The 26,013-nt window shown below is 64.9% G+C and carries 26 protein-coding genes and 1 tRNA gene; 10 read left to right on the top strand and 17 right to left on the bottom strand.

Annotation, left to right across the window (positions count from 1 at the left end; translation table 11 throughout):
• Nucleotides 1-8 precede the first annotated feature (8 nt).
• Nucleotides 9-1,541: an APC family permease gene (locus tag M8J71_RS12435; protein ID WP_256248207.1), complete on the top strand. Its 1,533-nt coding sequence runs from the start codon at nt 9-11 to the stop codon at nt 1,539-1,541.
• A 6-nt stretch (nt 1,542-1,547) separates the two neighbouring features.
• Here the strand turns inward: M8J71_RS12435 and M8J71_RS12430 are convergent, their stop codons facing one another.
• The 4 genes from M8J71_RS12430 to M8J71_RS12415 all read right to left on the bottom strand — a co-directional run bounded on the left by M8J71_RS12430 (nt 1,548) and on the right by M8J71_RS12415 (nt 5,498).
• Entirely contained in the window at nt 1,548-2,321 is a 774-nt protein-coding gene (locus tag M8J71_RS12430; RefSeq protein ID WP_256248206.1) for an SDR family oxidoreductase, read from the bottom strand.
• A 156-nt stretch (nt 2,322-2,477) separates the two neighbouring features.
• Nucleotides 2,478-3,641, bottom strand: a complete 1,164-nt coding sequence (locus M8J71_RS12425) for a cystathionine gamma-synthase (RefSeq protein ID WP_256248205.1) — start codon at nt 3,639-3,641, stop codon at nt 2,478-2,480.
• Between the two features lie 28 nt (nt 3,642-3,669).
• Complete coding sequence (locus tag M8J71_RS12420; protein ID WP_163161767.1) at nt 3,670-5,055, bottom strand: cystathionine beta-synthase; 1,386 nt, start codon at nt 5,053-5,055, stop codon at nt 3,670-3,672.
• A gap of 35 nt (nt 5,056-5,090) precedes the next feature.
• Nucleotides 5,091-5,498, bottom strand: a complete 408-nt coding sequence (locus M8J71_RS12415) for a VOC family protein (RefSeq protein WP_256248204.1) — start codon at nt 5,496-5,498, stop codon at nt 5,091-5,093.
• A gap of 143 nt (nt 5,499-5,641) precedes the next feature.
• Here M8J71_RS12415 and M8J71_RS12410 point away from each other — a divergent pair, with 143 nt between their 5' ends.
• Nucleotides 5,642-6,625 (top strand): DNA-3-methyladenine glycosylase family protein, encoded by a 984-nt coding sequence (locus tag M8J71_RS12410; protein WP_256248203.1) that lies wholly within the window; start codon nt 5,642-5,644, stop codon nt 6,623-6,625.
• Nucleotides 6,626-6,642: 17 nt separating this feature from the next.
• Here the strand turns inward: M8J71_RS12410 and M8J71_RS12405 are convergent, their stop codons facing one another.
• Nucleotides 6,643-8,319 carry an AMP-binding protein gene (locus tag M8J71_RS12405; RefSeq protein WP_256248202.1) on the bottom strand — a complete coding sequence of 559 codons (1,677 nt, stop codon included), beginning with the start codon at nt 8,317-8,319 and terminating at the stop codon, nt 6,643-6,645.
• Between the two features lie 114 nt (nt 8,320-8,433).
• Between M8J71_RS12405 and M8J71_RS12400 the strand changes: the two genes are divergently transcribed.
• The gene (locus M8J71_RS12400; RefSeq protein ID WP_256248201.1) at nt 8,434-8,712 is read left to right on the top strand and encodes a putative quinol monooxygenase; all 279 of its coding nucleotides are present in this window, start codon (nt 8,434-8,436) and stop codon (nt 8,710-8,712) included.
• Nucleotides 8,713-8,860: 148 nt separating this feature from the next.
• Here M8J71_RS12400 and M8J71_RS12395 read toward each other — a convergent pair whose 3' ends face one another.
• Both M8J71_RS12395 and M8J71_RS12390 read right to left on the bottom strand, forming a co-directional pair.
• A complete protein-coding gene (locus M8J71_RS12395; RefSeq protein WP_163161753.1) occupies nt 8,861-9,286 on the bottom strand; it encodes a thioredoxin family protein in 426 nt (141 codons plus the stop codon).
• Between the two features lie 122 nt (nt 9,287-9,408).
• A complete protein-coding gene (locus M8J71_RS12390; RefSeq protein WP_256248200.1) occupies nt 9,409-9,954 on the bottom strand; it encodes an acyl-CoA thioesterase in 546 nt (181 codons plus the stop codon).
• A gap of 75 nt (nt 9,955-10,029) precedes the next feature.
• On the opposite strand from M8J71_RS12390, the gene M8J71_RS12385 reads away from it, so the two are divergent.
• Nucleotides 10,030-10,761 carry a potassium channel family protein gene (locus M8J71_RS12385; RefSeq protein WP_256248199.1) on the top strand — a complete coding sequence of 244 codons (732 nt, stop codon included), beginning with the start codon at nt 10,030-10,032 and terminating at the stop codon, nt 10,759-10,761.
• Between the two features lie 356 nt (nt 10,762-11,117).
• Complete coding sequence (locus M8J71_RS12380) at nt 11,118-12,173, top strand: LysM peptidoglycan-binding domain-containing protein (protein WP_256248198.1); 1,056 nt, start codon at nt 11,118-11,120, stop codon at nt 12,171-12,173.
• Nucleotides 12,174-12,334: 161 nt separating this feature from the next.
• Here M8J71_RS12380 and M8J71_RS12375 read toward each other — a convergent pair whose 3' ends face one another.
• Nucleotides 12,335-12,766, bottom strand: coding sequence for a CBS domain-containing protein (locus M8J71_RS12375; RefSeq protein WP_256248197.1), 432 nt, complete (start codon nt 12,764-12,766; stop codon nt 12,335-12,337).
• Between the two features lie 396 nt (nt 12,767-13,162).
• Between M8J71_RS12375 and M8J71_RS12370 the strand changes: the two genes are divergently transcribed.
• Nucleotides 13,163-13,336 carry a hypothetical protein gene (locus tag M8J71_RS12370; protein ID WP_256248196.1) on the top strand — a complete coding sequence of 58 codons (174 nt, stop codon included), beginning with the start codon at nt 13,163-13,165 and terminating at the stop codon, nt 13,334-13,336.
• A 209-nt stretch (nt 13,337-13,545) separates the two neighbouring features.
• Here the strand turns inward: M8J71_RS12370 and M8J71_RS12365 are convergent.
• Together M8J71_RS12365 and M8J71_RS12360 are read right to left on the bottom strand one after the other, a co-directional pair.
• Nucleotides 13,546-13,627 (bottom strand) — tRNA-Tyr (locus M8J71_RS12365).
• Between the two features lie 183 nt (nt 13,628-13,810).
• Nucleotides 13,811-14,065 carry a hypothetical protein gene (locus tag M8J71_RS12360; protein WP_256248195.1) on the bottom strand — a complete coding sequence of 85 codons (255 nt, stop codon included), beginning with the start codon at nt 14,063-14,065 and terminating at the stop codon, nt 13,811-13,813.
• Nucleotides 14,066-14,251: 186 nt separating this feature from the next.
• Between M8J71_RS12360 and M8J71_RS12355 the strand changes: the two genes are divergently transcribed.
• Nucleotides 14,252-14,743, top strand: coding sequence for a YajQ family cyclic di-GMP-binding protein (locus tag M8J71_RS12355; RefSeq protein ID WP_050054209.1), 492 nt, complete (start codon nt 14,252-14,254; stop codon nt 14,741-14,743).
• Nucleotides 14,744-14,888: 145 nt separating this feature from the next.
• Here the strand turns inward: M8J71_RS12355 and htpX are convergent, their stop codons facing one another.
• Nucleotides 14,889-15,755, bottom strand: a complete 867-nt coding sequence (gene htpX / locus M8J71_RS12350; RefSeq protein ID WP_256248194.1) for a zinc metalloprotease HtpX — start codon at nt 15,753-15,755, stop codon at nt 14,889-14,891.
• A gap of 177 nt (nt 15,756-15,932) precedes the next feature.
• On the opposite strand from htpX, the gene M8J71_RS12345 reads away from it, so the two are divergent.
• From M8J71_RS12345 to M8J71_RS12335, 3 genes are all read left to right on the top strand, one after another.
• Nucleotides 15,933-16,418, top strand: coding sequence for a Fur family transcriptional regulator (locus M8J71_RS12345; protein WP_163161728.1), 486 nt, complete (start codon nt 15,933-15,935; stop codon nt 16,416-16,418).
• Nucleotides 16,419-16,425: 7 nt separating this feature from the next.
• Nucleotides 16,426-17,922, top strand: a complete 1,497-nt coding sequence (locus M8J71_RS12340) for a catalase (RefSeq protein WP_256248193.1) — start codon at nt 16,426-16,428, stop codon at nt 17,920-17,922.
• Nucleotides 17,923-18,061: 139 nt separating this feature from the next.
• Nucleotides 18,062-18,697: a DUF2461 domain-containing protein gene (locus M8J71_RS12335; protein WP_256248192.1), complete on the top strand. Its 636-nt coding sequence runs from the start codon at nt 18,062-18,064 to the stop codon at nt 18,695-18,697.
• Between the two features lie 3 nt (nt 18,698-18,700).
• Here M8J71_RS12335 and M8J71_RS12330 read toward each other — a convergent pair whose 3' ends face one another.
• The 6 genes from M8J71_RS12330 to M8J71_RS12305 form a co-directional block, all read right to left on the bottom strand.
• Nucleotides 18,701-19,066: a nuclear transport factor 2 family protein gene (locus M8J71_RS12330; RefSeq protein ID WP_256248191.1), complete on the bottom strand. Its 366-nt coding sequence runs from the start codon at nt 19,064-19,066 to the stop codon at nt 18,701-18,703.
• 182 nt (nt 19,067-19,248) lie between these two features.
• The gene (locus M8J71_RS12325; protein WP_256248190.1) at nt 19,249-20,796 is read right to left on the bottom strand and encodes an amino acid permease; all 1,548 of its coding nucleotides are present in this window, start codon (nt 20,794-20,796) and stop codon (nt 19,249-19,251) included.
• Nucleotides 20,797-20,955: 159 nt separating this feature from the next.
• Entirely contained in the window at nt 20,956-21,378 is a 423-nt protein-coding gene (locus M8J71_RS12320; protein WP_256248189.1) for a DUF779 domain-containing protein, read from the bottom strand.
• Nucleotides 21,379-21,381: 3 nt separating this feature from the next.
• On the bottom strand, nt 21,382-22,905 hold the full coding sequence (exaC, locus tag M8J71_RS12315) for an acetaldehyde dehydrogenase ExaC (protein WP_256248188.1): 1,524 nt from the start codon (nt 22,903-22,905) through the stop codon (nt 21,382-21,384).
• A gap of 100 nt (nt 22,906-23,005) precedes the next feature.
• Nucleotides 23,006-24,400: a GAF domain-containing protein gene (locus tag M8J71_RS12310; protein WP_256248187.1), complete on the bottom strand. Its 1,395-nt coding sequence runs from the start codon at nt 24,398-24,400 to the stop codon at nt 23,006-23,008.
• Between the two features lie 114 nt (nt 24,401-24,514).
• Nucleotides 24,515-25,948, bottom strand: coding sequence for an FAD-dependent oxidoreductase (locus M8J71_RS12305; protein ID WP_256248186.1), 1,434 nt, complete (start codon nt 25,946-25,948; stop codon nt 24,515-24,517).
• Nucleotides 25,949-26,013: the final 65 nt, after the last annotated feature.

The raw sequence follows: 26,013 nt of genomic DNA, 5'->3' as shown, positions 1-26,013 counted from the left end.
GTGACACTATGAGCACGGAAACCACGACGGCGGGAGGACCGGGCAGCGGGCCCGGCACCTCCGTTCCGCCCAAGGGGCTCCGCGCCGGCATCCTGGACCTCGGCGACTCGGTCATGTTGGGCCTTGCTTCGACGGCGCCGGTGTATTCGCTGGCCGCCACACTGGGCCTTATCGTTGCGGTCAACGGCAACTACACGCCCCTGATCCTGCTGCTCGGTTTTATCCCCGTGCTGTTCATCGCCTTTGCCTTCCGCGAACTCAACAGCGCCATCCCGGACTGCGGCACAACCTTCACGTGGTCCCGGCGGGCATTCGGCCCGTGGGCCGGCTGGCTGGGCGGCTGGGGTGTTGCGCTCGCCGGCATCGTGGTCCTGGCCAATCTCGCCCAGGTGGCGGGCCAGTACCTGTGGCTTTTGGTGGGCGACGGCTCACTGGCAGAAAACAAGGTGATTGTTACCGCCACAGGTGTGCTGTTCATCGCCGTGATGACGCTGGTGAACTACCGGGGCATCCGGTTGGGCGAACACGTCCAGCGGGTACTGACCTACGTGCAGTACATAGCGCTGGGCATCTTTGCGCTGGCCATCGTGATTCGAATTGTCAGCGGCGCGCCGGAGGGGCAACCTTTCGATTTTGACTGGTTCAACCCCGCCGGGGCCTTCGCCGATCCCGGCGCGGTGGTCCATGGTGCGCTGCTTGCGCTCTTTATCTACTGGGGCTGGGACACCTGCCTGGCGGTCAACGAGGAAACCGAAAACCCGTCCACCACCCCCGGCCGCGGTGCAGTGATCTCCGCCTTCATCCTGGTGGCCATCTACGTCTCGGTGGCGCTCCTGGTGATGATGTACGCAACTGTGGGCACAGAAGGCATCGGGCTGGGCAACGAGGCCAACCAGGACGACGTCTTCCTGGCCATGAAGGACGTGGTGCTCGGCCCCTGGGGCTGGCTGATCGTCGTCGCAGTCCTTGCTTCGGTGCTCTCCTCCACCCAGACCACCATCCTGCCAACCGCCCGCGGCACCCTGTCCATGGGAGTACACGGCGCCCTGCCGGCCAAGTTCGGCGAGGTGCACCCGAAGAACCAAACCCCCGGTTTCTCCACCCAGGTGATGGGCGCGGCAGCGATTGCCTACTACGTTGCCATGAGCTTCCTCAGCGAAAACCTGCTGTCCGACTCCATTAGCGCCATCAGCCTCTTCATCGCCTTCTACTATGCCCTCACCGGCTTCGCCTGCTTCTGGTACTTCCGGGATACCTTGCGGCAGTCGGCCCGTGACCTCTGGTTCCGCGGCATCCTGCCGCTGGTGGGCGCGCTGCTCCTAACCGCTGCTTTCTTTATCTCGGCCGTGCAGATGTGGGACCCGGCCTATGGCGACACCCAGATCTTTGGCGTCGGCGGGGCGTTCATCAGCGGTGTGGTGCTGCTGGCACTTGGAGTGGTGCTCGCCGTCGTGTGCCGGTTCCTGCCCGCAACCCGCGGTTACTTCACCGGCAAAACAACCGCCACCAGCAAGAGCAGCACCCCCTCCCCCAACAAGTAGCGCCGACTACCACACCGAGAAGCCGCCGTCGGATTTGATGAGCTGGCCGGAAACCCAGCGGCCGGCGGGCGAGAGCAGGAACGCCGCGGTACCGGCGACGTCGGCAGGGGTGCCCAGGCGGCCGGTGGGCTGCCGTTCGGTAAGGGCCTCCCGCACTTCATCATCCATCCACCCTGTGTCCACCGGCCCCGGGTTGAGGACGTTGGCCGAGATGCCCTGCGGCCCCAGCTCGCGGGCAGCGGCGATGACGATCCTGTCCAGCGCGCCCTTCGAGGCGCCGTAGGGCAGGTTGAATGCCGTGTGGTCACTGGTCAGCGCAACGATCGCGGCGCCGTCGGCCGTTGCCTGCCGCGCGAAGGCGGCGATCAGCTGCCAACTGGCCCGTGTGTTCACGGCGAAGTGCCGTTCGAACGATTCCAGGGTTGTGTCCAGGACGCCCGAGTCCACCGATTCGGCATGGCTCAGCACCATGCCCTTCAGCGGACCGGCCAGCCGCACCGCTTCAGCCAGCAGGCGGTCGGCTGTGCCGGGGTCCTCCAGGTCTGCAGGCAGGGAGTGGACGCGGGCGCCGATCGCCTCCAGCTCGGCGGTCAAACGGACGACGTCGTCCGGCTCGCTCCCCCACGGCATCCGGGCGTCGTAGTCCTGCCAGTAGGCCAGCACCAGGTCCCAGCCTTCGGCGGCAAGCTGGCGGGCGATGCCGGCGCCGATGGAGGCAAGCCGGCCCGCGCCGGTGATCAGCGCTACGTTACGGACAGGGCCTTCGGCAAGGGTTTCCATGGGACCAGCGTACTGGCCGCTCCGCTGCGGCCGGGCTAGGCCGCAAGCCGGTGCGCTGCCCGCAGCCGGAGTGGATCACGTCCATGTGCCTGCTCAGAGGGGCCGGAAGGTGTTTCTCGCCCAGATGGCGACGGCGTCAGTACGGCTTCCGCCGCTTTACGGAATGGAGGAGAAGGCCTGGTCCAGGTCCGCCACCAGGTCCTCGACGTCCTCGATACCGCACGACAGGCGGAGCAGGTTCACCGGAACTGCCAGTTCGGTGCCCTTGACCGAGGCATGGGTCATCTCTGACGGGTAGTTCATGAGCGACTCAATGCCGCCCAGCGACTCCGCCAGGGTGAACACCGAGGTTGATTCGGCCACCTTCCGGGCCGCCGCCTCGCCGCCCTTGAACTGGACGGACACCATGCCGCCGAAGCTCCGCATCTGCTTCCTGGCGAGCTCGTGGCCGGGGTGGGTCGGCAACCCCGGGTAGAGGACAGCCTCCACTTCGGGGCGTTCCAGCAGCCACTCCGCCACGGCCTGGCCGTTGAGGCTGTGCCGGTCCATACGGACGCCCAGGGTCTTGAGGCCGCGGGTGGTGAGGAAGGCGTCCATGGGACCCGAAACGGCGCCCACGGCGAACTGCACAAACGCGATCTTTTCGGCCAGCTCAGCGTCCTTGACCACCACGGCGCCGCCCACCACGTCCGAGTGCCCGCCGATGTACTTGGTGGTGGAGTGCACCACGATGTCGGCGCCGAGGGCCAGCGGGGTCTGGAGGTACGGGGACGCGAAGGTGTTGTCCACTACCAGGAGGGCGCCGGCGTCGTGGGCAACCGCGGCAAGGGCCTCGATGTCAGTGATTTTCATCAGCGGGTTGGACGGGGTCTCAACCCAGACGAAGCGCGTCTTGTTGGCGGCAACCGCCGCCCGAACGGCGTCGAGATTTGCCATGTCCACTGGAGTGTTGCCGATCCCCCAGCCGCCGAGGACCCGGCTGATCAGCCGGTAGGTGCCGCCGTAGGCGTCGTTGCCCAGCACGATGTGGTCCCCGGGGCGGGTGAGGGCACGGATGAGGGAGTCCTCGGCTGCCAGGCCGGAACTGAAGCTGTAGGCGTGCGTGCCGCCTTCCAGCGCGGCCAACTGTTCCTGCAGCGCGTCACGCGTGGGGTTGCCGCCGCGGCCGTACTCATAGCCGTCCCGGAGCCCGCCGATGCCGTCCTGGGCGTAGGTGGAGCTGAAATGCAGTGGCGGCACCACTGCCCCGGTGCGGGGCTCGAAAGCCTGGCCGGCGTGGACGGCCCGGGTGTTGAAGCCCTGGTTCTTCGATACGGACATGATGCTCCTTTATCGGCGGTGTTGCAGTTCAGTTGCTGAGGTAGGCCAGGAGGTCGTGGCGGGTGAGGATGCCCACGGGAGCGCCCACAAAGGTGACCATCACGGTGTCCACGTCCGAGAGCAGCTCCCTGGCGGCCGAGATGGTTTCCAGCGAACCGATCACCGGCAGCTTCGGACCCATGTGCTCGGAGATCTTATCCGTGAGCTTGGCTTCGCCGCGGAACAGCTTGGCGGTGAGGGTGCGCTCATCCACCGCGCCCAGCACCTCGCCCATCACCACCGGAGGCTCCTGGGACAGGACCGGGATGTGGCTGACGCCGAACTCGTTCATGATGTTGATGACATCGCGGACCGACTCGTTGGGGTGGATGTGCACCAGGTCCGGTAGTTCGCCGTTCTTGGAGCTGATGACCTCGCCCACGGAGGTCTCCTCGCCGCCGGAGAGGAAGCCGTAGGACCGCATCCACTGGTCGTTGAAGATTTTGGCCAGGTAGCCGCGGCCGGAGTCAGGCAGGATCACGACGACGACGGCGCTTTCCGGCAAGTCCCGCGCCGCCTGCAGCGCAGCCACCACAGCCATGCCCGAGGATCCGCCCACCAGCAGGCCCTCTTCACGGGCCAGGCGCCGGGTCATGGCAAAGGAGTCAGCGTCGCTGACGGCGATCACTTGGTCCGGGACCGACTTGTCGTAGTTGGCGGGCCACATGTCCTCGCCCACGCCCTCCACGAAGTAGGGGCGCCCGGTGCCGCCTGAGTAGACCGAACCTTCGGGGTCGGCGCCGATGATCCGGACCGTCCCGCCGTCGGACGCCGGCCGGCCCGCCGAAACTTCCTTGAGGTACCTGCCGGTACCGGTGATGGTGCCGCCGGTACCAGCGCCGATGACGCAGTGGGTGACTTTGCCGTCGGTGTCGCGCCAGATCTCGGGGCCGGTGGTCAGGTAGTGGCTGCCGGGTGCGGCGGGGTTGGAGAACTGGTCCGGCTTGTACGCGCCGGGCGTCTCGCGGACGATCCGATCAGAAACACCGTAGTAGCTTTGCGGGCTGTCCGGCGGGACGGCGGTGGGGGTCACCACCACTTCTGCGCCATAGGCCTGCAGCACGGCGCGCTTGTCCTCGCCCACCTTGTCCGGCACCACAAAGATGCACTTGTAGCCCTTTTGCTGGGCCACCAGCGCCAAGCCCACACCCGTGTTCCCGGACGTGGGCTCAACGATCGTGCCGCCGGGCTGCAGCTTGCCGTCCCGCTCGGCGTCCTCCACCATCTTCGCCGCGATGCGGTCCTTGATGGATCCCCCCGGGTTCAGGTACTCCAGTTTGACCAGGACTGTGGCTTTGACGCCCTCCGTCACATGGTTGAGCTTGATAAGCGGGGTATTGCCGATGAGGTCCAGGACGGACTGGGCGTACTTCATGAGTACAAAGCTACCGCCTTCGCACGTGCCTGCCGCTACCCGGCGGCCTGCGCCTGCTCGTCAGCGGGAAGGTTCTCCCAAAGGCCCATGACGTTGCCTTCGGTGTCCTTGAAATATGCGAAGGAGCCCATCCCGGGAATGGTTTCCTTCGGCTTAACCACGGCGCCGCCCAAAGACTCCACTGTCTTCAGCGTTGCCTCGATGTCCTCAACGTCCACGGTGAGGACGGGATTCGTCAGCTCTGCCTCCCGGGCCATCATGCCGCCGTTGATTGCGCCCGCTTCCGTGGGTTGTCCCGTGGACTCGTCCATGGGCGTGGTGATCACCATATTGTAGTCCATGCCCGGGACGGGATCGATCCGCCAGCCGAGGGCCTCCTTGTAGAAGCTCCTGGCCCGCTCCTGGTCGTCCGCGGGAATTTCGAAATGCACTACTCCACCCATTGTTTCCTCCTGGTCTTTCGAGCTTTCGGTGCAGTGTTTCCGCACCACACGGTGGAGTCTAGTCCTCTGTCCGCTGCCCGTTAAGGGCCGCGGACGAACCGGCAGGGCGGCACGTTGTCAGCCCGCCGTGGGACGATTGGTGCATGACGATCGCAGAGGCACCCGCGCGGCTGGCGGCCGCCGCGGACGCCTCGCTCCGGTGGTATCCGGACGGCCCCTATGACCTGGCCCGGACCCTCGGCCCGCTCCTGCGCGGCACCAGCGATCCATCCTTCAGCGCCCAGGGAAGTGTCATCTGGCATGCCTTCACCACCGAAGAGGGCCCTGCCACTGTGCGGCTCAGCCCGGCCGGCGGCACGGAGCTGGAGCACCGCGTCGACGCCCAGGCCTGGGGCCCCGGCGCCGCCGCTGCCGTCGAGTCGATCCCGCGGCTCCTGGGGGCGGGCGACGATTGGCGGGCCTTTGATGAGCCAGCGTTCCACGCCACCCTCCCCCGCATGGTCCGGGAGGCACGACGCCGGAGCCTGGCCCTGCGGCTTCCGTCCACCGGGCGCATAATTGACCAGCTCGTGCCCATCATCCTGGAGCAGAAGGTGACGGTTATCGAAGCGCGGCGGGCCTACCGGTACCTGGTGCACCGGTACGGAACACCGGCCCCGCCGGCCGGCACTTCCACGCCGCCCGGCCTGGTGCTGGCGCCCACGGCCGCACAGTGGCTGCAGGTCCCCAGCTGGGAGTGGCACAAGGCGGGGGTGGGGCCGCAGCGCTCGGCGACGGTCATGCGGGCGCTGCGGTCCGCCGTCGCGCTTGAACGGCTGGCAGCCTTGCCGGCGCTGGAGGCGGCAGCCAAGATGCAGACCATCCCGGGAATCGGCATCTGGACGGCGGCGGAGGTGGTGCAGCGCACCCATGGCTGCCCGGACTCCATCTCCGTGGGTGACTATCACCTGGCTGCCTATGTAGGGGCAGCACTCACGGGCCGCCGGACGGACGACGCCGGCATGCTCCGCCTGCTTGCTCCCTGGGAAGGGCACCGCCAGCGCGTGGTGCGGATGATCCAGAGCAGCGGCTTCCGCAAGCCCACCTTTGGCCCCCGGATGACCATCCAGGACCACCGCCGGCACTAGTTCCAGCCGCGCCGCAGTCAGAGCCCCAGCCGGGCCACGGCTTCTTCCCGCATCTCCACCTTTCGGACCTTCCCCGAAACAGTCATGGGAAAACTGTCCCGGACGTCCACGTAGCGCGGAATTTTGTGATGGGCCAGCTTGCCCCGGCAGAATTCCGAGACTGCGTCCGCGTCCAGCGGCTCCGCGCCGGGCTTGAGGATGATGCAGGCCATCAGTTCCTCCCCGTACTTGCCATCGGGCACCCCGATGACCTGCACGTCCTGGATGGACGGGTGGGTGTAAAGGAACTCCTCGATTTCGCGCGGATAGATGTTTTCGCCGCCCCTGATCACCATGTCCTTGATGCGGCCCTCGACCACCACGTAGCCGTCGTCGTCCATCCGGGCGAGGTCGCCGGTGTGCATCCAGCCGTCACCGTCAATCGTTTCGGCGGTCTTCTCCGGCTGGTTCCAGTACCCTGCCATCACCGCATAGCCGCGGGTGCACAGCTCCCCGATCTGCCCGCGCTCCAGGACTTCCCCGGTCCCCGGGTCCACGATCTTGCTCTCCAGGTGCGGCATGGTCCGGCCCACAGTTTCCGTCCTGTGCTGCAGGCTGTCGCCCTTCCGCGTCATGGTGGACACCGGCGACGTTTCGGTCATGCCGTAGCAGATGGCCACGTCCACCATGTTCATCTCGGAGATCACGCGGTTCATCACCTCAATAGGGCACAACGATCCGGCCATCACCCCGGTACGGAGGGTGGACAGGTCGTAGGAGGCAAAGTCGGGCAGTGCAAGTTCGGCGATGAACATGGTGGGCACGCCGTACAGGGACGTCCCGCCGAAGTCCTGCACTGCTTCCAGCGCGGCGGCGGGGTTGAAGCCACGGGCCGGAATGATGGTGGCCGCCCCGTGGCTGAGCGCGTTCAGGTTGCCGATCACCATGCCGAAGCAGTGGTAGAAAGGCACCGGGATCACCACCCTGTCCTGCTCGGTATAGCCGAGCAGTTCCCCTATCGAGTAGCCGTTGTTGAGGATGTTGTGGTGGGTCAGCGTGGCGCCTTTGGGAAAACCCGTGGTCCCTGAGGTGTACTGCAGGTTGATGGGATCGTGGGGGCTCAGTTCAGCCATGCGGGCCCGCAGCCCGGAATGTCCGACGTCGTCCGCCCGCCTCAGCAGCTCAGCGTAGGTCAGCTCTGCGTCACTTAGCGGGACCCCGCCGTCGGGCCCCTCCCCGCCGGGGGCGGGAAGGAACACCAATTGACGCAGGTCCGGGCACTCTGCGAGCGCATGCCGTGCCATGCCCACGTAATCGCTGTTCCGGTCCGAGGGCGCCGTGACCAGTATGCGCATGCCGTTCTGCTTCACCACGAACTCCAGCTCGTGGCTGCGGTAGGCGGGATTGACGTTGACAAGGATGGCCCCGGCCTTTGCGGTGGCGTACTGCAGCAGCGTCCACTCGGCGCAGTTGGGGCTCCAGATCCCCACCCGGTCACCCTTTTCTACGCCCAGGGCGAGGAGCGCACGCGCCAGCCGGTCGACGTCGTCGTTCATCTTGGTGTAGCTCCAGCGCCGCGCGTCGGCGCCCGGCACCGGGGCCGCCTCGATCAGGGCGTCATGGAACGGGAACCTCGCCACCATGCGCTCGAAGTTCCCGCCGATGGTCTCTTCGAGTAGTGGAACGTCAGTGTTCCCGGCTGTGTAAGCACGCATGATGGCACGCTACCAACAGGACCCGGGCAATAGAAGCACATAAGAAGCGCAACAGTCCCGCGGCCAGCGTCAACAGGAATGGACCGGCAGGCGGCGGCCGGTATTGTGAAATCCATGAGTTCACCCATTGACCTGCAGGCAACGTTCATCCCCAACGACGGAGAGTTTTACCGCGTAAAGCTGGCCCTCGAAATAGCCATCAACGAGGTGGTGAACGAACCCGGCTGCATCCGCTACGAGCTCACCGAAGCCACGGAGGAAAAACTCGTCCTCACCGAGCAGTGGGCGTCGGAGGAGGACCTGGCCAAGCACTCCAACGGCATCGCGGTACAGGACCTGAACGAATCCCTGAGCGCTCTCCTGGCCGAGCCGGTCAAGCTCGAACGCCTGTAAACCCCGTTTCAAAAGGAACGCGGGGTCACTTTTCGCGCAAAGAACCGATGTTTATGGGCGACAAGTGACCTCGCGTCCCGCTTCCACGCCTCGCAAGCTCGGCCAGGAAACCGCGCGGGCGTGGGCCCGCGTTGCAGTCTAAAAGGGTTTAGAGATCCGGGATCTGGGAGCCGTCCTGAGGCCCTGCTGACTTGCTGGCTGCAGCGTCAGCTTCCTCCCGCTGGCGTGCCACGTGGGCGTGGACTTCGTCCATGTCAAGGGCCTTCACAGCGTCAACCACCTGTTCGAGCTGCTGGGAGTTCAGCGCGCCGGGCTGTGAGAACACCAGCACCTTTTCGCGGAAAGCCATCAGCGTGGGAATGGAGGAGATGCCTGCCTCGGCGGCGAGCTGCTGCTCAGCCTCTGTGTCCACCTTGGTGAAGAGGACATCCGGGTGCTTCTCCGAAACGGCCGAGTACGTGGGTCCGAACTGCTTGCAGGGGCCGCACCATTCTGCCCAGAAATCCACCAGGACAATGTCGTTGCCCTCGATGGTCGATGCGAACTGTTCACCTGTGATGTCAACGGTAGCCATGTGTCAACGGTACGCGGGACGGCCCGTGCTTGTCGCGGCTGGGGGCCGTTTGTTCGCTGCACGCGTCATCGGGAATAAGCTGCCCGCTCACAGATCACCACGCCGGCACTAGGCGGGACGGGCTAGCTCCACACGTGCGGCGCAGGCGTCCGGCTCCCCGGCAGCGCGCTGGACGCCCGCCACTCGTGGACCCAGTCAGGGAGCACCAGGTCCGCCGGCGGCTGGCCGAACTCCCGCAGTATCTCCTCCTGGCTGACGGGCCGGCCGTTGTGGACCAGGCGGGTGGCGATGTAGGCGCGGGCGTAGATTTCGCCGTCGGCCACCATGCGCTGCTCGAAGTAGATGGCCTTGGCGTCCAGGCCGATGATGCGGGTTTCGATGGTGTATTGCTGCCATAACTGGAGGGATTTCCTGAAGGCGATGGTTTCTGCGGCCACCACCGGACCCCAGCCCCGGCGTCGCATCCGCTTCCATACGCCGCTGCGAACCATCAGGTCGAACCGGCCCAGGTCCATCAGGGATAGGTACATGCCGTTGTTGACGTGCATGGCGATGTCGATGTCCGTGGGCAGCACCCGCAGCGGCAGCGCGGACCCATCCCAGACGGTCAACGGCGTGCGGCGGGATGACGTGAACAGCAGCAGGAGGGTTCGTAGAAGCAGGTGCATGAACCTATGTTACCTGCGGGTAACATAGCGGGGCATCCGAGGGCCACCGGAGACGGTCCGCGTAGGATTTCCTGCATGACCCAACAACGCTACCGGGACCTGGCGGACTGGCCGCTCACGATGACTGCGCTCATCTTCCTGGCAGCGTATGCATGGCAAGTGATCGGCCGCATTGAAGGCAGCGGCGCGTTGTGGCTTGAAGCCGTGATGTGGGCTACGTGGGGCGTTTTTGCCGTGGACTATGTCGTCAACCTTTGGCTGGCCGATGACCGGAGCGGCTGGTTCGTCCGGAACCTCCATGAACTGCTCATTGTGGCCCTGCCGTTCTTTCGGCCGCTCCGCCTGCTCCGGCTGGTGACGCTGCTGTCGGTGCTGCACCGGACGCTGGGTGACACGCTCCGGGGACGTGTGGTGACGTACGTGGCAGGGTCGGCCGCGATGCTGGTATTTGTCGGGGCCCTTGCCGTCCTCGATGTGGAGCAGTCCGCTCCGGACGCAAAGATCGTCACCTTCGGTGATGCGCTGTGGTGGGCCATGACCACCATCACCACTGTTGGCTATGGGGACATGTACCCGGTGACGCCCATCGGCCGGATGGTCGCCGCGGCCCTGATGATGAGCGGAATCGCCGTCCTGGGCGTAGTTACAGCCTCCATCGCATCCTGGCTGGTGCAGCGTGTGGAGGACACAGCCGAAGCGGTGTCGGATGCCGAGGAACCGGTCCGGGCCGGGGTGGCAGAACTTGCAGCGGAGATGGCTTTGCTACGCCGCGAGATTGCGGAGCTGAAGGACCGGCACAGCCGCTAGTCCCGGCCTGGCTGCAGCAGGTATCCGGCCGTTGCGGTTTTGAGTATTAATCCGGGACGTCCCAAGTACCGCGCCTGAATATTCGGGTAACCCCTACTGGTGCCGTGACCTGTGCACGGTTCCTAGACTCGGGATTCCTAGGACCCAACAAGTTTTGGCCTGTTCACCGGGTGGCTTCCGGTGGCAGCGCCTCCTCGCGGAGCTTCCGTATTTTCTGGGTGTACGGACGCCTCCATTATGCGCCGTGATCGGCCGGCTTGACGCCGGGCCGCCAGCGCATCACACCTCGATCCGTCCCGTCTTCGCGTCGTGCATCTGCACCTGCCCCGGCTGGACCGAACCTCGATGGGCTACCCATGAACGAGATGAACCTCAACGCCTCAGATCCACCAAGCCGCACTTTCACCACCGATGTCCCCCGCACCGACCTGACGGTGGGCCGCCGCACCGTCAGCAACAAGCTATGGGCCGGGATGGCCACGGCAGCCGTGGTGGCCGCCTTGGGTGTCGGAGCCCTGGCTGCACCAGTCCCCATCGTTCTGCAGGATACGACGGCGGGCGCTCCCGTTGCGGAGGCGGCCCCCGAAGGTCCGGCCGGAGTTGAAGCCAAGGCCCAGGCCGGGTCCGGCACCGAGTCTTCCGGCGCCTCCACCGGCGAAGTTCAGGAGCAGGCGGCAGCGCCGGCGGACGTACCCGCAGCGGTTGTACCCCCAGCTGCGCCGCCTGCGGCGGAAAATCCGCCGGAGGCAGCTCCGGCGCCGCCTGCCGAACCTGCACCCGCCCCTGAGCCGGTACCTGCAGCACCTGCCGCGGACCCCAACCTGCACACGGTGGTCCCCGGGGATACCGTAGGTGCCATCGCCGCCAGGTTCGGCGTGGACATGAACGCAATGCTTGCCGCCAACGGCCTAAGCCCCTTCAGCATCATCGTCCCGGGCCAAACATTGGTCCTGACGGGTCCGGCCGTTGCCGTGCCCGTGGCGGCACCAGTCCAGGCCGGTGCTCCCGCGCCGGCTGCCGCGCCCGCTGCCGCTCCGGCTCCACCGCTGGCGGCAGCCCCCGCCGTCGTTCCGGCCGCTCCCGCAGTCCGCACGATCTACGTGGCGGGAGCCGGCGGCCAAGCCATGTTGGACGCCTGCATCGGGCCCATCCACTACACGCCCAACGACGGTTATTCGCTCTTTATCACCGAGCATAATTTTTGCGGTGGCTGGGGGCGGTTCTCCGGAATCGGGGTGGGCGAGACGGTGAGCATCCCGGGTTACGGAACGTACACCGTAACTGCCAGGGGCCAGGTACCCAACCCTGGAACCACGAACGACGTCGTCGCAGTATTCGGCGGTTTCCCCCGGGCCATACTGCAGACGTGCATTCCCGGGACCAGCCAGATGCTCCTGATCGCCCTGAACTGAGGATGCACAACCGGTTTGCCACTGGCTTCCCATGCTTGTTCGCGGCTCCCAACCTTCCGGGCCGGGAGCTGCGGACAATGCTATGGGCGGGCAATAAGGAACGCCACGGAGAGGACTCCGTGGCGTTGATTGCGGGGACAAGCCCTAACGGCCAATCCCGGCTATGCGTTCATCGGTTTGCGTTCCGAAATATGCTCCACGAGCTCACCAACACGCTGTTCGGAGTAGTTGCGGGCGATGTCTCCCTGGCTGATGATTCCCACCAACTTGTGGTCGGCGATGACCGGGAGCCGCCGGACCTGGTACCTTTCCATCATTTCGATGGCGGCATCAACGTTCGCGTCGGCGTCCACCCAGTGGGGCCTGCCCGAGGCGAGGTCGCGGGCCATCATCTCCCGCGGATCACGTCCGGCCGCTACGCACTTGAGCACGATGTCGCGGTCGGTGATCATGCCCTTCAGCTTGCCGTCGTCACCGCAGATCGGCAACGATCCGCAGTCCAGATCCATCATCATCCGGGCGGCATCTGCCAGGGACTGGCTTTCCTTAATACACTGCGCGTCCGTAGTCATAAACTCGCGTACGGCACTCATTCGTCCTCCTTCATCGATTGGTTTATCGACGCAGGGCATCGGGCACGTGCGCCGATGCTGCCAGCCTACGCCCGCCCCCACAGCGATGTCGACGGCGGTTTGCGGTAGTTTTCCGCGAGTTCGGGACCCTCCGAAGAGGCGAAGGGCCCAGCACCAGGGGGATGATGCTGAGCCCTTCTATGATTCCTCCGCACTTGGGGGAATGCGGAGTCGCCTCGACAAAGTTATTGGCTGATACCAGCATCGGCAAGTTGCATTCTCGCAGGCTCGACCTGCATCCGTGCAGATATATGTGTCCGCCGAAGCTACTTGTCTTCGGTAACGTAACCGGCCTTATGGAGCCCTGCGCTGACAGGGTGCGGTAATTTAACCGGCCACTGGCACAGCGAGGTGACCATGGCCTTCCACCGAGGGGTGGATGGCATCGGCGGAAACCATGCAGTCGCTGTTGCCGGTTCCGCTTGGCGCGAGCACGTTGCCGCTGCCAGGGACGCTGGAGAGGTATCACTCAAAGCGGCGCATCTTTCAAAGAACGACACCTGCACCCAGTTGAGCGTTCCGGTGGTGTAGGTGGCAACAATGTAGGAATTCGCCATTCGCCGTCCACCTTGAGCCGGTAGTTCCCATTGATGCAGCCAGGAACGAGGTGGAGGGTGCAGCATCTATGCTGCCTGCGCGTGCGAGTGAACTCACAACTGAGCTCACAGGTCAATAAGAAAGACCCGCCCGGACCTCCGAAGAGATCCGAACGGGTCTAAATTCCCGGAAATCCGGGACTGTGGCAGATGAGGGATTCGAACCCCCGTAGGCGTTGCCAGCTGATTTACAGTCAGCCCCCTTTGGCCGCTCGGGTAATCTGCCGAACTTCAAAAGAAGATCACCCCCGGCTGCAGTCTGCGAACCGTCCGTTTCCGGACCGTTCCGCTTCCAGTAACCGCGGGCAACACAACAATACAGAACTTCCGCCGAAGAATCGAATCGGCCCCCGCAGGCCCGCAACGGCGGGGAAATTCGGGCTTTCAGACCCTCCGGAGCACGCTCACGTCAGGCGTCGCCCAGGATCCTCCCGGCGAGCTTCGCCTCGAACTTAAGGGCCTGCTCCTCGGTGATCTGGTTCAGCTGGACGGCACGGACCAGGTCAGCGTGGACGCCCTCCAGCCGCGAGGAGGCGTCCGCCACCGGGCTGAAGATGATGGAGGCAGCCACCGCCGCTGCCGCCACCGACGTTGCTGCTGTGGCCACCGCGCCGGCCGCCGCCGAGGTGGTGCGTGTGACATATCGGACGGCATTGCGGTGCATGGTGTTCCCTTCGTGCAGCTTTCCAACTCCTACAACTCTGTCCGGGACTCCTTCGTTCCCCCGGAGCGTCCGCTGAGAGGGAACTGTGAATACGGCTCACCCCTCAACGGGAGCATCCGTATTAGGCTTGAATCCAGCCACCCAAGCCCTGTCCGCTGACGGGGCCCCACCAGCACAAGGAGAGTCATGGCAGGCGAGTCAACGTTCGACGTCGTAAGCAAAGTGGACAAGCAGGAAGTGGCAAACGCCCTCAACCAGGCACAGAAGGAACTGGCCCAACGCTACGACTTCAAGGGCGTGGGTGCCGAGGTGGACTTCAGCGGCGAGAAGATCCTGATGAAGGCCAATTCCGAGGAACGCGTCCTGGCGGTGTTGGATGTCCTGCAGTCAAAGCTGATCCGCCGCGGCATTTCGCTGAAGTCATTGGATACCGGCGAACCGTACGCCTCCGGCAAGGAGTTCCGTCTCGAGGCCTCCATCAAGGAGGGCATCGCCCAGGACCTGGCGAAGAAGATCAACAAGCTGATCCGCGACGAAGCCCCCAAGTCCGTGAAGTCCCAGATCCAGGGCGACGAACTGCGCGTCACGTCCAAGTCCCGCGACGATCTGCAGGCCACCATGGCACTGCTCAAGGACTTCGACGAGGCCGATCTTCAGTTTGTGAACTTCCGCAGCTAGCAGCGGACCGTCGTTTTCGACGCGCCTGTAATTGCCGCTAAGCAAAAGGCCGGCGACGCCCAAATAAGGGGCGTTGCCGGCCTCTTGCGTCTCGCGGTGTATCCGCGCGTCGCCCACAAGGCCGCAGCTAAACCAACGAACCCAGCTAAACCAGCGGCCGCCCCGCCATCCGCTCCAGCCGCGAAATCCGGTCCCGCATGGGCGGGTGGGTGGCGAAAAGCTTGTTCATCGCTCCGCCGCGGAACGGGTTGGCGATCATCAGGTGGGACGCGTTGACCAGCCGCTGGTCCTGCGGCAGCGGGGCGATGCCCACGCCGCGCTCGATCTTGGCCAGGGCTGAGGCGAGCGCCAGCGGATCGCCGGTCAGCTGTGCGCCGTCCTCGTCGGCGTCGTACTCCCGGGTCCGGGAGATGGCCAGCTGGATCAGGGACGCCGCGAAAGGCGCCAGCAAAGCCATCGCCAGCATCGCCAACGGATTCGAGTTGCGCCGGTCGCCGCCGAAGAACAGCAGCATCTGCCCCACCGAGGTGATGACGCCCGCAACAGCGGCCGCCACCGAGGATGTGAGGATGTCCCGGTTGTAGACGTGCATGAGTTCGTGTCCGAGGACTCCGCGGAGCTCGCGGGCGTTCAGGAGCTGCAGGATCCCCTCGGTGCAGCAGACGGCGGCGTTCCTCGGATTGCGCCCGGTGGCGAACGCGTTCGGATTCATCGTGGGTGAGAGGTAAATGCGCGGCATCGGCTGGTTGGCGCGGACGGAGAGCTCCCGGACTATCTGGTACAGCTGCGGAGCCTGCGCCTCGGCGACAGGATAGGCCTGCATGGACCGGATGGCGATTTTGTCGCTGTTCCAATAGCCGTACGCCGTCGTCGCCACCCCCACCAGCGCCATGATCCAGATGGGAGCAGAACTGCGGGTACTGGCGCCAATCAGCGCCCCGAGGCCCAGCAGTACCGCCCACAGGATCCCGAACAGCGCAGCCGTCTTGAGTCCGTTGTGGTGTTTGTGCACTTCTCATCCTCCTCTTCTATGGGAACGGCTTTCCACGGAGCAGGGTTCCGTGCGCTCTTTTGAAAAGCGCAGCTTTATCACCCTGCATCCCCTCGTGGTGCAGAAGTTGCCAAAGGGTCCCGCGAGGTAAGCCAAGCCTTATTGTGAGATGTTCATAATAAGTGCTTCAATAGTGTCATGACAGAGCACTTTGACGGCCACGAGGCATGGGCTGCCGCCCTGCGCGCCCATGGCCGCAGGGTGACCAAACAGCGGCTGGCGGTGCTCACCGCCGTCGAACGGCATCCCCACTCTCCTGCCGAAAGCATCCTGGCCGCGGCCCGCGCCGAGCTTCCGGAACTCACGGCCCAGTCTGTGTACGTGGTCCTCGGAGACCTGACGGACCTGCACATGCTTCGCAGGTTCGAACCCCCGCACTCCCCCGCGCTGTACGAAACCCGGGTCGGGGACAACCACCATCACGCCATCTGCATCAGCTGCGGCCGCGTGGAGGACGTGGACTGCGCAGTGGGCCACGCCCCCTGCCTCACGCCCCACTGGGACGAGAACGCCAAGCCCATGACCATCCAGATCGCCGATGTGATGTACCAGGGCATCTGCCAGGACTGCCAGCAGTCCCAACAACTTCCTTCCAATCGTCCCTCAGAAGAAATAGAGAAATAGGAGAACAATGACTGCCATTTCAACAACCCAGTCAGGTGCCCCCGTTACGTCCGACGCACACTCAAAGTCAGTCGGTGCCGACGGTGCCATCATCCTGACTGACCACTACCTGGTGGAAAAGCTCGCCCAGTTCAACCGCGAGCGGGTTCCGGAGCGCGTAGTGCACGCCAAGGGCGGCGGTGCATTCGGTACGTTCAAGACCACCGAGGACGTGTCCAAGTACACGAAGGCAGCCTTCCTCCAGCCCGGCGTCGAAACCGAGATGCTGATCCGCTTCTCCTCCGTGGCCGGCGAGAACGGTTCCCCGGACACCTGGCGCGATCCCCGCGGTTTCGCCGTGAAGTTCTACACCTCCGAGGGCAACTACGACCTCGTGGGCAACAACACCCCGGTGTTTTTCATCCGCGACGGCATCAAGTTCCCGGACTTCATCCACTCCCAGAAGCGCCTCCCCGGCACCCACCTGCGCGACGCCGATATGCAGTGGGACTTCTGGACCCTCTCCCCCGAGTCCGCACACCAGGTCACCTGGCTCATGGGTGACCGCGGCCTGCCCGCCTCCTGGCGCGAAATGCAGGGCTACGGCTCACACACCTACCAGTGGATCAACGCCGAAGGCGAGCGCTTCTGGGTGAAGTACCACTTCAAGTCCAACCAGGGCGTGAACTCGATGTCCAGCGAGCAGGCAGAGGCCCTGGCCGGTTCGGACGCGGACTTCTACATCCGCGACCTGTCCGAGAACATCGAAGCCGGCAACTTCCCGTCCTGGGACCTGCACGTCCAGGTCATGCCGTACGAGGACGCCAAGACCTACCGCTTCAACCCGTTCGACCTGACCAAGGTGTGGCCGCACGGCGACTACCCCCTGATCAAGGTGGGCACCATGGAGCTGAACCGGAACCCGGAGAACTACTTCGCGCAGATCGAGCAGGCCACCTTTGCCCCCTCGAACTTCGTGCCGGGCATCGCCGCTTCCCCGGACAAGATGCTGCAGGCCCGCATCTTCTCCTACGCTGACGCACACCGCTACCGCGTGGGCACCAACCACGCCCAGATCCCGGTGAACCAGCCGAAGAACCAGGTCAACAACTACAGCCAGGACGGGGCTGGGCGGTACCACTTCAACGCGCCCTCCGTCCCGGTCTACGCCCCCAACTCCGTTGGTGGCCCGGCTGCAGTTGAGCCGCAGAACCCGGCCGGGGGCTGGGAGAACGACGGCGAGCTGACCCTTGCCGCGCACTCCCTCCACGCCGAGGACAGCGACTTCATCCAGGCCGGCACCCTGTACCGCGAGGTTTACGACGACGGCGCCAAGGCCCGCCTGCTCGAGACCATCACCGGTGCAGTGGGCGGCGTCAAGAGCCCCGGCATCAAGGAACGCGCCATCCAGTACTGGACCAACGTTGACGCCGAACTCGGCGCGAAGCTCCGCGCCAATCTCGGCGCCGTAGCTGTTGCGTCGGCACCGTCCTCCGATGCAGAGGCTGCCAACAAGATCGGCTAATCCGCCTTAAGCTGCTGAAAACCACCCTGTCGCGGATTCCCGTGACAGGGTGGTTTTTTGCTTTCCACATAAGCGGCGCTTTCCACATAGCCCCTGAGCCCCATAGCTCCCAACTGGCAGCCGTCCCTAGGATCGACGCATGACAACTTTCCAGGGCATCCCCGTCGGCGCCTTCGAGTTCTACAAAGAGCTGCAGGACAACAACAATCGTGAGTGGTGGCTGGAGCATAAGGACAGGTACCAGGAGCTGGTCCGTGAACCAATCACGCTCCTGCTCGCCGAACTGGAGCCCCGGTTCGGTCCCGGCAGGATCTTCCGGCCCAACAGGGACATCCGGTTCTCCCTGGACAAATCGCCGTACAAGACAGCACAGGGTGCTTTTGCCTCCATCCAGGAAGGGATGGGCTACTACCTGCAGGTCAGCGCCGAGGGGCTCCTGGTGGGCGGCGGCTACCACTCCCACACACCCGCCCAGCTGGTGCGGTACCGCAACTCGGTCGACGCCTCCGGAACAGGAGAATCACTGCGGCATATCATCGACGCCGTCGGTGCTGCTGGTTTCGCTGTGGAGGGAGAGAAGCTCAAGACTGTCCCGCGCGGGTACCCGCGGGACCATCCGCGGGGCGAGCTCCTGAAGCACAAATCCCTCGCGGCCAGCACGGACCTGGGCCGACCGGACTGGCTGGACACTCCTGCAGCAGTCCAGGAGATCGGGGCGTTGTGGGATGAACTGCGGCCGTTGGTGGACTGGGTTGGCCGCCACGCCGCGCCGTGAGCGTCAGCCGGCAGTGTCCGGAGCCAGTTCCACGTTGTAGGAGCGGATCCGGACCACCCGACCGTCCGCGAAGTCGTAGATGTCGCACGACGCAACCCTGCTGATGCTGCCGTCCATGGCGAGGTAGCTGGCAACGCTGTCAACCACAACGGAGTCAGGGGCCACCACCACCCTGAACTGGTCAAAACTGGTGTGCACGTCCTGGAGGTCCCGGGCCAGGGATGTGCAGACATCCACAACGGCCGCCTTGCCCCTGAGCTCTTCGCCGCCCACAAGCTCCCAGGCAACGTCGTCGTCCAGCTGGGGAAGGGAATCCTCAAACCGGTGGCTTGAAAAGGCCCTTGCCACCGACTCCATGGTGTTCTCCATAGCGCCCGCTTCCTCCCATAGGCGTCATTGGGCCCGCCTCAGGTCCAGCTTTTATTGAACTCCAAAGCCGCCCGGGTTGCACGTACATTCTCCAGCGCCATCGGGTGGAAGAAAGCAGAACCGCCCGCTGATCACGAATCAGCGGGCGGTTGGCATAGCTTGGTTGAACAACTTTTACGGCGTCAGGCGCGGGTCAGCTCGTCCTCGTCATCCTGGGTCGATGCAGCGGGAGCGCCGTTGACAGCCGTGTTGGCCTCAGCGAATCGTTCGTTCAGCCTGGAGTGGCGCTGGCCGTAGGCGAAGTAGATGGCGAGGCCAATCACCAGCCAGATGGCAAAGAAGATCCAGGTTTCCACCGCCAGGTTGGTCATCAGGTACAGGCACAGCACGGCGGAGACGATCGGCAGGACCTTGCCAAACGGGACGCGGAAGGCCGGCTTCAGGTCCGGGCGCTTCTTGCGCAGCACCAGGATGCCCAGGCTCACCACCACAAACGCGGAGAGCGTGCCGATGTTGATCATTTCCTCAAGCAGGTCCACATTGGTCAGGCCGGCCACCAGCGCAACCGCGGCGCCGCAGATGACCTGGAGGCGCACCGGAGTGGAGCGCTTGTCACTTGTCTTGGACAGTGAACGGGGCAGGAGGCCGTCGCGGCTCATGGCAAGGACCACGCGGGACAGCCCCATGAGGAGCACCATAATCACGGTTGTCAGGCCCACCAGGGAACCGAAGGCAATGACCTTGGCCGCGGACGTGTCGCCCACAGCTTCGAAAGCGGTGGTGAGGGTAGGGCTCTCCGCCTCGGCCAGCTGGGTGTAGGACACCATGCCGGTCAGGGCCAGGGAAACCAGGATGTACAGGAGGGTCACCAGGGCAAGGCCGCCGAAGATGCCGCGCGGCAGGGTCTTCTGCGGGTTCTTGACTTCCTCGGCGGACGTGGCCACCACGTCGAAGCCGATGAAGGCGAAGAATACCAGGGCCGCGCCGGCGAAGATGCCGAGGGTGCCGTACTGTGCTGGGGCAGCTCCGGTGAGGAAGCCGAAGAACGACTGCTTCAGAACATCTGCAGTGCCGGTGCCGCCGGTCGGCTCGGCAGCCGGGATGAACGGGCTGTAGTTTTCGAACTTCACGTAGGTGAAGCCGACGATGATCACAAAGAGGACCACGCCGATCTTGATCAGGGTGAAGATGTTGCCCACGCGGGCAGACAGCTTGGTGCCCAGCACCAGCAGCACCGTAAAGACGGCAACGATCAGGAAGGCGCCCCAGTAGAGGTCCACGCCGCCGAGGGAGAGTGCCGCCGGGATGTCGGCGCCCATAAGGGCGAAGACCTTGCTGAGGTAGATGCCCCAGTACTTGGCGATGACCGCAGCTGCTGTGAAGAGCTCGAGGATCAGGTTCCAGCCGATGATCCAGGCAAGGAGTTCACCCATCGTGGCGTAGGTGAAGACGTAGGCGGAGCCGGCCACGGGAATGGCGGTGGCGAACTCGGCGTAGCACATGATGGCAAGGGCGCAGGTGATGGCGGCGATCGCGAAGGACAGCGTGACGGCAGGGCCGGAGAAGTTGGCTGCTGCCTTGGCGCCGACGGAGAAGATACCGGCGCCCACGGCCACTGCAACGCCCATGATCATGAGGTCCCAGGTGCTAAGGGACCGCTTGAGCTTGCGTCCGGGTTCATCGGCGTCGGCCATCGACTGCTCGATCGATTTGGTCCGGAGAAGGTTCATAAGGGGATCACTATCCTGATTTCTGATGGAAACAGACCTATCAACGATAGGTCCATCCACTGGACGGTCCCAATTGTCCCGAATGGTGAGACGGCCACCCGGCCGAACTCTGTTCCGTGGAAACGGTTGAGACCCTCCAAGCGGAGGGTCTCAAGCGCTTTATGTCGAACTGCTATGCGGCCAGTCCATGAGGGTTGAACGGATCAGGAACCGTTTGCCTTCGGGTGCTTCCACCGAGAAACCGCTGCCCCGCCCCGGCACCACATCAACGGTCAGGTGCGTGTGGCTCCAGTAGTTGAACTGCTCCCGGGACATCCAGAACTCAAGGGGCTGGGGTTCAAGGCCATCGGAGACATCGAACAGGCCCAGCAGGACATCGGAGTCACCGGTGAGGAAGTCGCCCACAGGGAAACACATGGGCGATGACCCGTCGCAGCACCCGCCGGACTGGTGGAACATCAGCGGCCCGTGCCGGAGCCAGAGCTTCCGCAACAGTTCCGCGGCCTCGGGCGTGAGCGCCACCCGGGAAAAGTCCTCCCCGGGCAGCGTCACCGCGGCGTCGATCGCGCTTCTCGGAGCCATGGCCTAGAAGAAGCCCAGCTTGTTTTCGTTGTAGCTGACCAGCAGGTTCTTGGTCTGCTGGTAGTGGTCCAGCATCATCGCGTGGTTCTCACGCCCGATGCCGGAAGACTTGTACCCTCCGAACGCGGCCCCGGCCGGGTAGGCGTGGTAGTTGTTGACCCAGACGCGCCCGGCCTGGATCTCGCGGCCGGCGCGGTAGGCCACATTGCCGTTGCGGGACCACACTCCTGCACCCAGCCCATAAAGGGTGTCGTTGGCAATGCCCATGGCGTCGCTGTAGTCGCTGAACTTCGTCACGGCGACGACCGGGCCGAAAATCTCCTCCTGGAAGATACGCATCTTGTTGTGGCCTTCGAACACGGTCGGCTGGACATAGTACCCGCCGGCCAAGTCGCCGGGCAGCTCGGCACGGCCGCCTCCGGTGAGGACCTTGGCGCCCTCCTGCTTTCCGATGTCAATGTAGGAGAGGATCTTTTCCAGCTGGTCATTCGAGGCCTGCGCGCCCACCTGCGTCTCGGTGTCCAGCGGATTGCCCTGCACCATCTTTTCCACCCGGGCCACGGCATCGGCCATAAAGGACTCGTAAATGTCCTCCTGCACCAGCGCGCGGGACGGGCAGGTGCACACCTCCCCTTGGTTGAAGGCGAACAGCGCGAACCCTTCCTGTGCCTTATCGTAAAACGCGTCATTGTCCTGGGCGACGTCGTTGAAGAAGACGTTCGGGCTCTTGCCGCCCAGCTCCAGCGTGACTGGAATGAGGTTCTGGCTGGCGTACTGGCTGATGAGGCGGCCTGTGGTGGTCTCGCCGGTGAACGCGATCTTGCGGATCCGGGGGCTGGACGCAAGCGGTTTGCCCGCCTCCACTCCGAAGCCGTTAACCACGTTGATCACGCCGGCTGGGAGCAGGTCTCCGATGAGTTCCATCAGGACCAGGATGGACGACGGCGTCTGCTCGGCCGGCTTGAGCACCACCGCATTGCCTGCCGCAAGTGCGGGGGCGAGCTTCCACACGGCCATGAGGATGGGGAAGTTCCAGGGGATGATCTGGCCGACGACGCCGAGGGGTTCGTGGAAGTGATAGGCCGTGGTGTCGTCGTCGAGCTGGGACAGCCTGCCCTCCTGGGCGCGGACGGCCGAGGCGAAATAGCGGAAGTGGTCGGCGGCGAGCGGAAGGTCCGCGTTGAGGGTTTCGCGGATGGGCTTGCCGTTGTCCCAGGACTCGGCCACTGCCAGCATTTCCAGGTTCTCATCGATGCGGTCCGCGATTTTGTTCAGGATCGCGGCGCGCTCGGCCACGGAAGTCTTTCCCCAGGACGGTGCAATCTTGTGCGCGGCATCGAGCGCCAGTTCGATGTCCTCGGCCGTGCCGCGGGCCACTTCACAGAAGGCTTTGCCCGTAACCGGAGTGATGTTTTCGAAGTACTGCCCCTTCACCGGGGCCACCCACTCCCCGCCGATCCAGTTCTCGTAGCGGTCCTTGAAAGTGACTTTCGAGCCCTCGGTTCCGGGCTGTGCGTAAACAGTCATTGCTAGCTCCTTTGCTGTGCAGGTCAGGCTTTCGCCGTTGGAGCCAGCGTAGGAGCGGGAAGGTTGCAGCAAGGTTGCAACCTTGAGGAGCGGGTGGGGATTAGGCGTGCAGTTCGGCTTCCAGCCGCTCGAGGTCCGCGACGACGGCGGCCCGCTTGGGCGAGCGCGGCGGAAGGAGGCGGAGCGCGGCACGGCGGATGCCGACGTCGTCCCTTGCCTCCGGGAGCTCGGCGTACCTGAGCAGCGACTCGGCGCTGCCGTCCGTCATGACTGCTTCCCGCAGCAGTGACGAAACTTTGTTCCGCAGCTTGATAATGCCCGGCGCCTCGGAGCGGGGAAGCACTGCGCCGCGGTAAATCTCCAAGGCGATCCGGTGGGCGCCGCGCTGCAGGCAGCTCAGCACCTGGGCACTGTCCGGGACGAGGTCGAGGGGAAGGCGGTACGGCCGGGAGCCCGGAACGGCGTCCGGGTTGAGTTGCTGAAGGACTTTGCGCAGGCGCACCATTTCGGCACGGAGCGTGATGGTGGAACCATCCCCGCGGTAGAGCAGGAGGTTGAGCTCCTCGGCGCTGAGTCCGCCCGGGTGGGTGCTTAGCAGGGCAAGGATTTCGCTGTGCCGGGCGGACAGTGCAACGGTCCTGCCGCCCAGGCTGAGCAAGGCCTGGTCGCGGCCCAGCAGCTGAAGGCTGTTCCGGTAGAGGCTGCCGTCCGTGCTGCCTTCGCCCGGTGGCCGGGATGCGGCCCGTGGCGACCGCCGTCGTGCCGGCCTGCCCGTGGCTTCGGCCGCACGCTGGAGGCGTTCAACACGCAGCTGTGCCTGGGCGGCAGCCACCGTTGCCTCCACGAGGGACAGCGTGTGCGGTGCCACGGCGGTGGCCGTGCCAGTGATGTCCACGACTCCCAGCACCGCCCCGGAGTCGGGGTCGTGAAACGGAACAGCCGTGCAGCTCCAAGGGTGCACGGCCCGCTGGTAGTGTTCGGCACCGGCGATCTGGATGCCGCGGCCAAGGGCGAGGGCAGTGCCCGGCGCACTGGTGCCTACGGTCGCCTCCGACCAGTCAGCGCCAGGAACGAACATCATGCCCTCTGCACGCCGCCGGAGGCCTGGGTCACCCTCCACCCACAGCAGGCGCCCGACCTCATCCCCCACCGCCACCAGCAGTCCGCTGTCATGGCTGGGCTGGACCAGGAGCTTGTTGATGACCGGCATGATGGCAGCCAGCGGATGCTGCCGCCGGTAGTCCTCGAGCTCGTCCCGGTCGATCGCCAGCGGGGCTGCAGCGTTGTCCGGGTCCGCCTTGAAACTGGCAGACCGCTGCCAGGACTCCCTGATGAGTTTCCGCAGCCCGGGGAGCTCCGAGGTCTCCGTGACCGCGGCGCTTTCCAAAAAATTGATGTCCCGGAAACTATTGTCCAGGTATTCATGCCCGGCGAGGGCGGCACGCTGGCGCGGTTCGGCGTCGGCTGCCGGGCCTGGCTGGATCAGGTTCCTCATTGAACTCCTGCTGCTGCCTGCGGGCGCGGCTTCATCTCAGCCGGCCAAGGGGTGGTCGCCATTCTAACGCGGCCCTCCTCCCCCACCTAGCAGGGGAGGTGGAGGGTGGGAACGTCAGGCGCGGGAGATGCGGATCATCTCCTCGCGCGGCACCACCTTGATGCGTTCGCGCACCACGTGGTCCGCGCCTTCCGGCCCGGTCCAGGCAGCACCCAGGGCTGCTTCGTGGGCGTCGAGCCTGTTCCAGCCTTCCCACGTGGTGTATTCGATGCCGCGCTCTTCCAGCAGGCGGATGATGGCCTGCGGGTCAGGATTCTGGGCAGGAGGGAGCGTGAGCCGGTTTTCCAGGAGGAAGCCGATCGTTTCCAGGGCGTCACCCTTGGTATGGCCGATCAGCCCGACAGGTCCGCGTTTGATCCAGCCGGTGGCGTAGATTCCCGGGACCGGGTTGCCTTCGGCATCCAGTACGCGGCCGCCTTCGTTGGGGATGACCCCGCGTTTGGCGTCGTACTCCAGCTCATCAAGGGCCGAGCCGTGGTAACCGATGGCGCGGTAGACGGCCTGCACCGGGTAGTCGATGAACTCGCCCGTGCCCTTGGCGTTGCCGGTGCCGTCAAGCTGCATGCGCTCAAACTTGATGCCCGCCACCTTGCCCGAGCCGCCGTCGTCGTAAATCTCCACCGGGCTGTGCAGGAAGTGCAGGTGCAGGCGGCGGGAGGACGGGTTCTCGGACTCGGTGTGCTCCTCCACCAGCCAGTTGGTGAGGGTGTTCACCATGGTCTTGATCTGGTTGTTGCTGCGGATCGCTTCATCGGAGGCCTCATCGAACTCGAAGTCCTCGGGATAGAGCACGATGTCCACGTCATTCATGTGGCTGAGCTCGCGCAGCTCAAGGGGCGTGAACTTCACCTGGGCCGGGCCGCGGCGGCCAAAAACGTGCACGTCCGTGACCGGCGAAGCCTTCAGCCCCTGGTACACGTTGTCCGGAATTTCGGTGGAAAGCAGCTCCTCCGGGTGCTTCACCAGCATTCGGGCGACGTCCAGGGCCACGTTGCCGTTGCCGATCACGGCGATTTCCTTCGCCTCGAGCGGCCATTCGCGGGGGACGTCCGGGTGCCCGTCGTACCAGGAAACAAAATCCGCCCCGCCGAAGGAGCCCTGCAGGTCAATGCCCGGGATGGCCAGGTCCGCATCCTTGACGGCCCCGGTGGAGAAAATGACGGCGTCGTAGAACGCACGGAAATCGTGCAGGGTGAGGTCCCGCCCGTAGGTCACGTTGCCCAGGAACCGGATGTCACCGCGGTCCAGGACCTTGTGCAGGGCGTTGACGATCCCCTTGATCCGCGGATGGTCCGGCGCCACCCCGTACCGGATCAGCCCGTACGGCGCAGGATAGGCCTCGAAGAGGTCGATGCTGACCTCGAAGTCGCCGTCCTTGACGCCCCTGGACTTGGTGAGGATGTCCGCAGCGTAGACACCGGCAGGTCCCGCGCCCACAATCGCTACACGGAGGGGACGTGCGGGGGTGGTTTCGCCGTGGTTGGACACCTGGGACCCTTCTGGCCGTTGACGATACGCGGCAGGTGCAGCGCACAGTCACTTATTCTAATTGG

This window comes from Pseudarthrobacter sp. R1 (genome assembly GCF_024494415.1).
GTDB lineage: Bacteria > Actinomycetota > Actinomycetes > Actinomycetales > Micrococcaceae > Arthrobacter.
Note: the sequence above shows the minus strand (reverse complement) of the source record. Positions and strands in the feature narration are given on the sequence as shown.

Coding starts and splice junctions, on each gene's coding strand:
- M8J71_RS12410 (WP_256248203.1), top strand. CDS start 5,642: ATGACGATCGCAGAGGCACCCGCGCGGCTGGCGGCCGCCGCGGACGCC.
- M8J71_RS12415 (WP_256248204.1), bottom strand. CDS start 5,498: ATGGGTGGAGTAGTGCATTTCGAAATTCCCGCGGACGACCAGGAGCGG.
- M8J71_RS12420 (WP_163161767.1), bottom strand. CDS start 5,055: ATGAAGTACGCCCAGTCCGTCCTGGACCTCATCGGCAATACCCCGCTT.
- M8J71_RS12320 (WP_256248189.1), bottom strand. CDS start 21,378: ATGGCTCCGAGAAGCGCGATCGACGCCGCGGTGACGCTGCCCGGGGAG.
- M8J71_RS12400 (WP_256248201.1), top strand. CDS start 8,434: ATGAGTTCACCCATTGACCTGCAGGCAACGTTCATCCCCAACGACGGA.
- M8J71_RS12435 (WP_256248207.1), top strand. CDS start 9: ATGAGCACGGAAACCACGACGGCGGGAGGACCGGGCAGCGGGCCCGGC.
- M8J71_RS12330 (WP_256248191.1), bottom strand. CDS start 19,066: ATGGAGAACACCATGGAGTCGGTGGCAAGGGCCTTTTCAAGCCACCGG.
- M8J71_RS12340 (WP_256248193.1), top strand. CDS start 16,426: ATGACTGCCATTTCAACAACCCAGTCAGGTGCCCCCGTTACGTCCGAC.
- M8J71_RS12325 (WP_256248190.1), bottom strand. CDS start 20,796: ATGAACCTTCTCCGGACCAAATCGATCGAGCAGTCGATGGCCGACGCC.
- M8J71_RS12375 (WP_256248197.1), bottom strand. CDS start 12,766: ATGAGTGCCGTACGCGAGTTTATGACTACGGACGCGCAGTGTATTAAG.
- M8J71_RS12385 (WP_256248199.1), top strand. CDS start 10,030: ATGACCCAACAACGCTACCGGGACCTGGCGGACTGGCCGCTCACGATG.
- exaC (WP_256248188.1), bottom strand. CDS start 22,905: ATGACTGTTTACGCACAGCCCGGAACCGAGGGCTCGAAAGTCACTTTC.
- M8J71_RS12425 (WP_256248205.1), bottom strand. CDS start 3,641: ATGTCCGTATCGAAGAACCAGGGCTTCAACACCCGGGCCGTCCACGCC.
- M8J71_RS12345 (WP_163161728.1), top strand. CDS start 15,933: ATGACAGAGCACTTTGACGGCCACGAGGCATGGGCTGCCGCCCTGCGC.
- M8J71_RS12390 (WP_256248200.1), bottom strand. CDS start 9,954: ATGCACCTGCTTCTACGAACCCTCCTGCTGCTGTTCACGTCATCCCGC.
- M8J71_RS12355 (WP_050054209.1), top strand. CDS start 14,252: ATGGCAGGCGAGTCAACGTTCGACGTCGTAAGCAAAGTGGACAAGCAG.
- M8J71_RS12370 (WP_256248196.1), top strand. CDS start 13,163: ATGGCCTTCCACCGAGGGGTGGATGGCATCGGCGGAAACCATGCAGTC.
- M8J71_RS12430 (WP_256248206.1), bottom strand. CDS start 2,321: ATGGAAACCCTTGCCGAAGGCCCTGTCCGTAACGTAGCGCTGATCACC.
- M8J71_RS12395 (WP_163161753.1), bottom strand. CDS start 9,286: ATGGCTACCGTTGACATCACAGGTGAACAGTTCGCATCGACCATCGAG.
- M8J71_RS12335 (WP_256248192.1), top strand. CDS start 18,062: ATGACAACTTTCCAGGGCATCCCCGTCGGCGCCTTCGAGTTCTACAAA.
- M8J71_RS12360 (WP_256248195.1), bottom strand. CDS start 14,065: ATGCACCGCAATGCCGTCCGATATGTCACACGCACCACCTCGGCGGCG.
- M8J71_RS12380 (WP_256248198.1), top strand. CDS start 11,118: ATGAACGAGATGAACCTCAACGCCTCAGATCCACCAAGCCGCACTTTC.
- M8J71_RS12405 (WP_256248202.1), bottom strand. CDS start 8,319: ATGCGTGCTTACACAGCCGGGAACACTGACGTTCCACTACTCGAAGAG.
- M8J71_RS12310 (WP_256248187.1), bottom strand. CDS start 24,400: ATGAGGAACCTGATCCAGCCAGGCCCGGCAGCCGACGCCGAACCGCGC.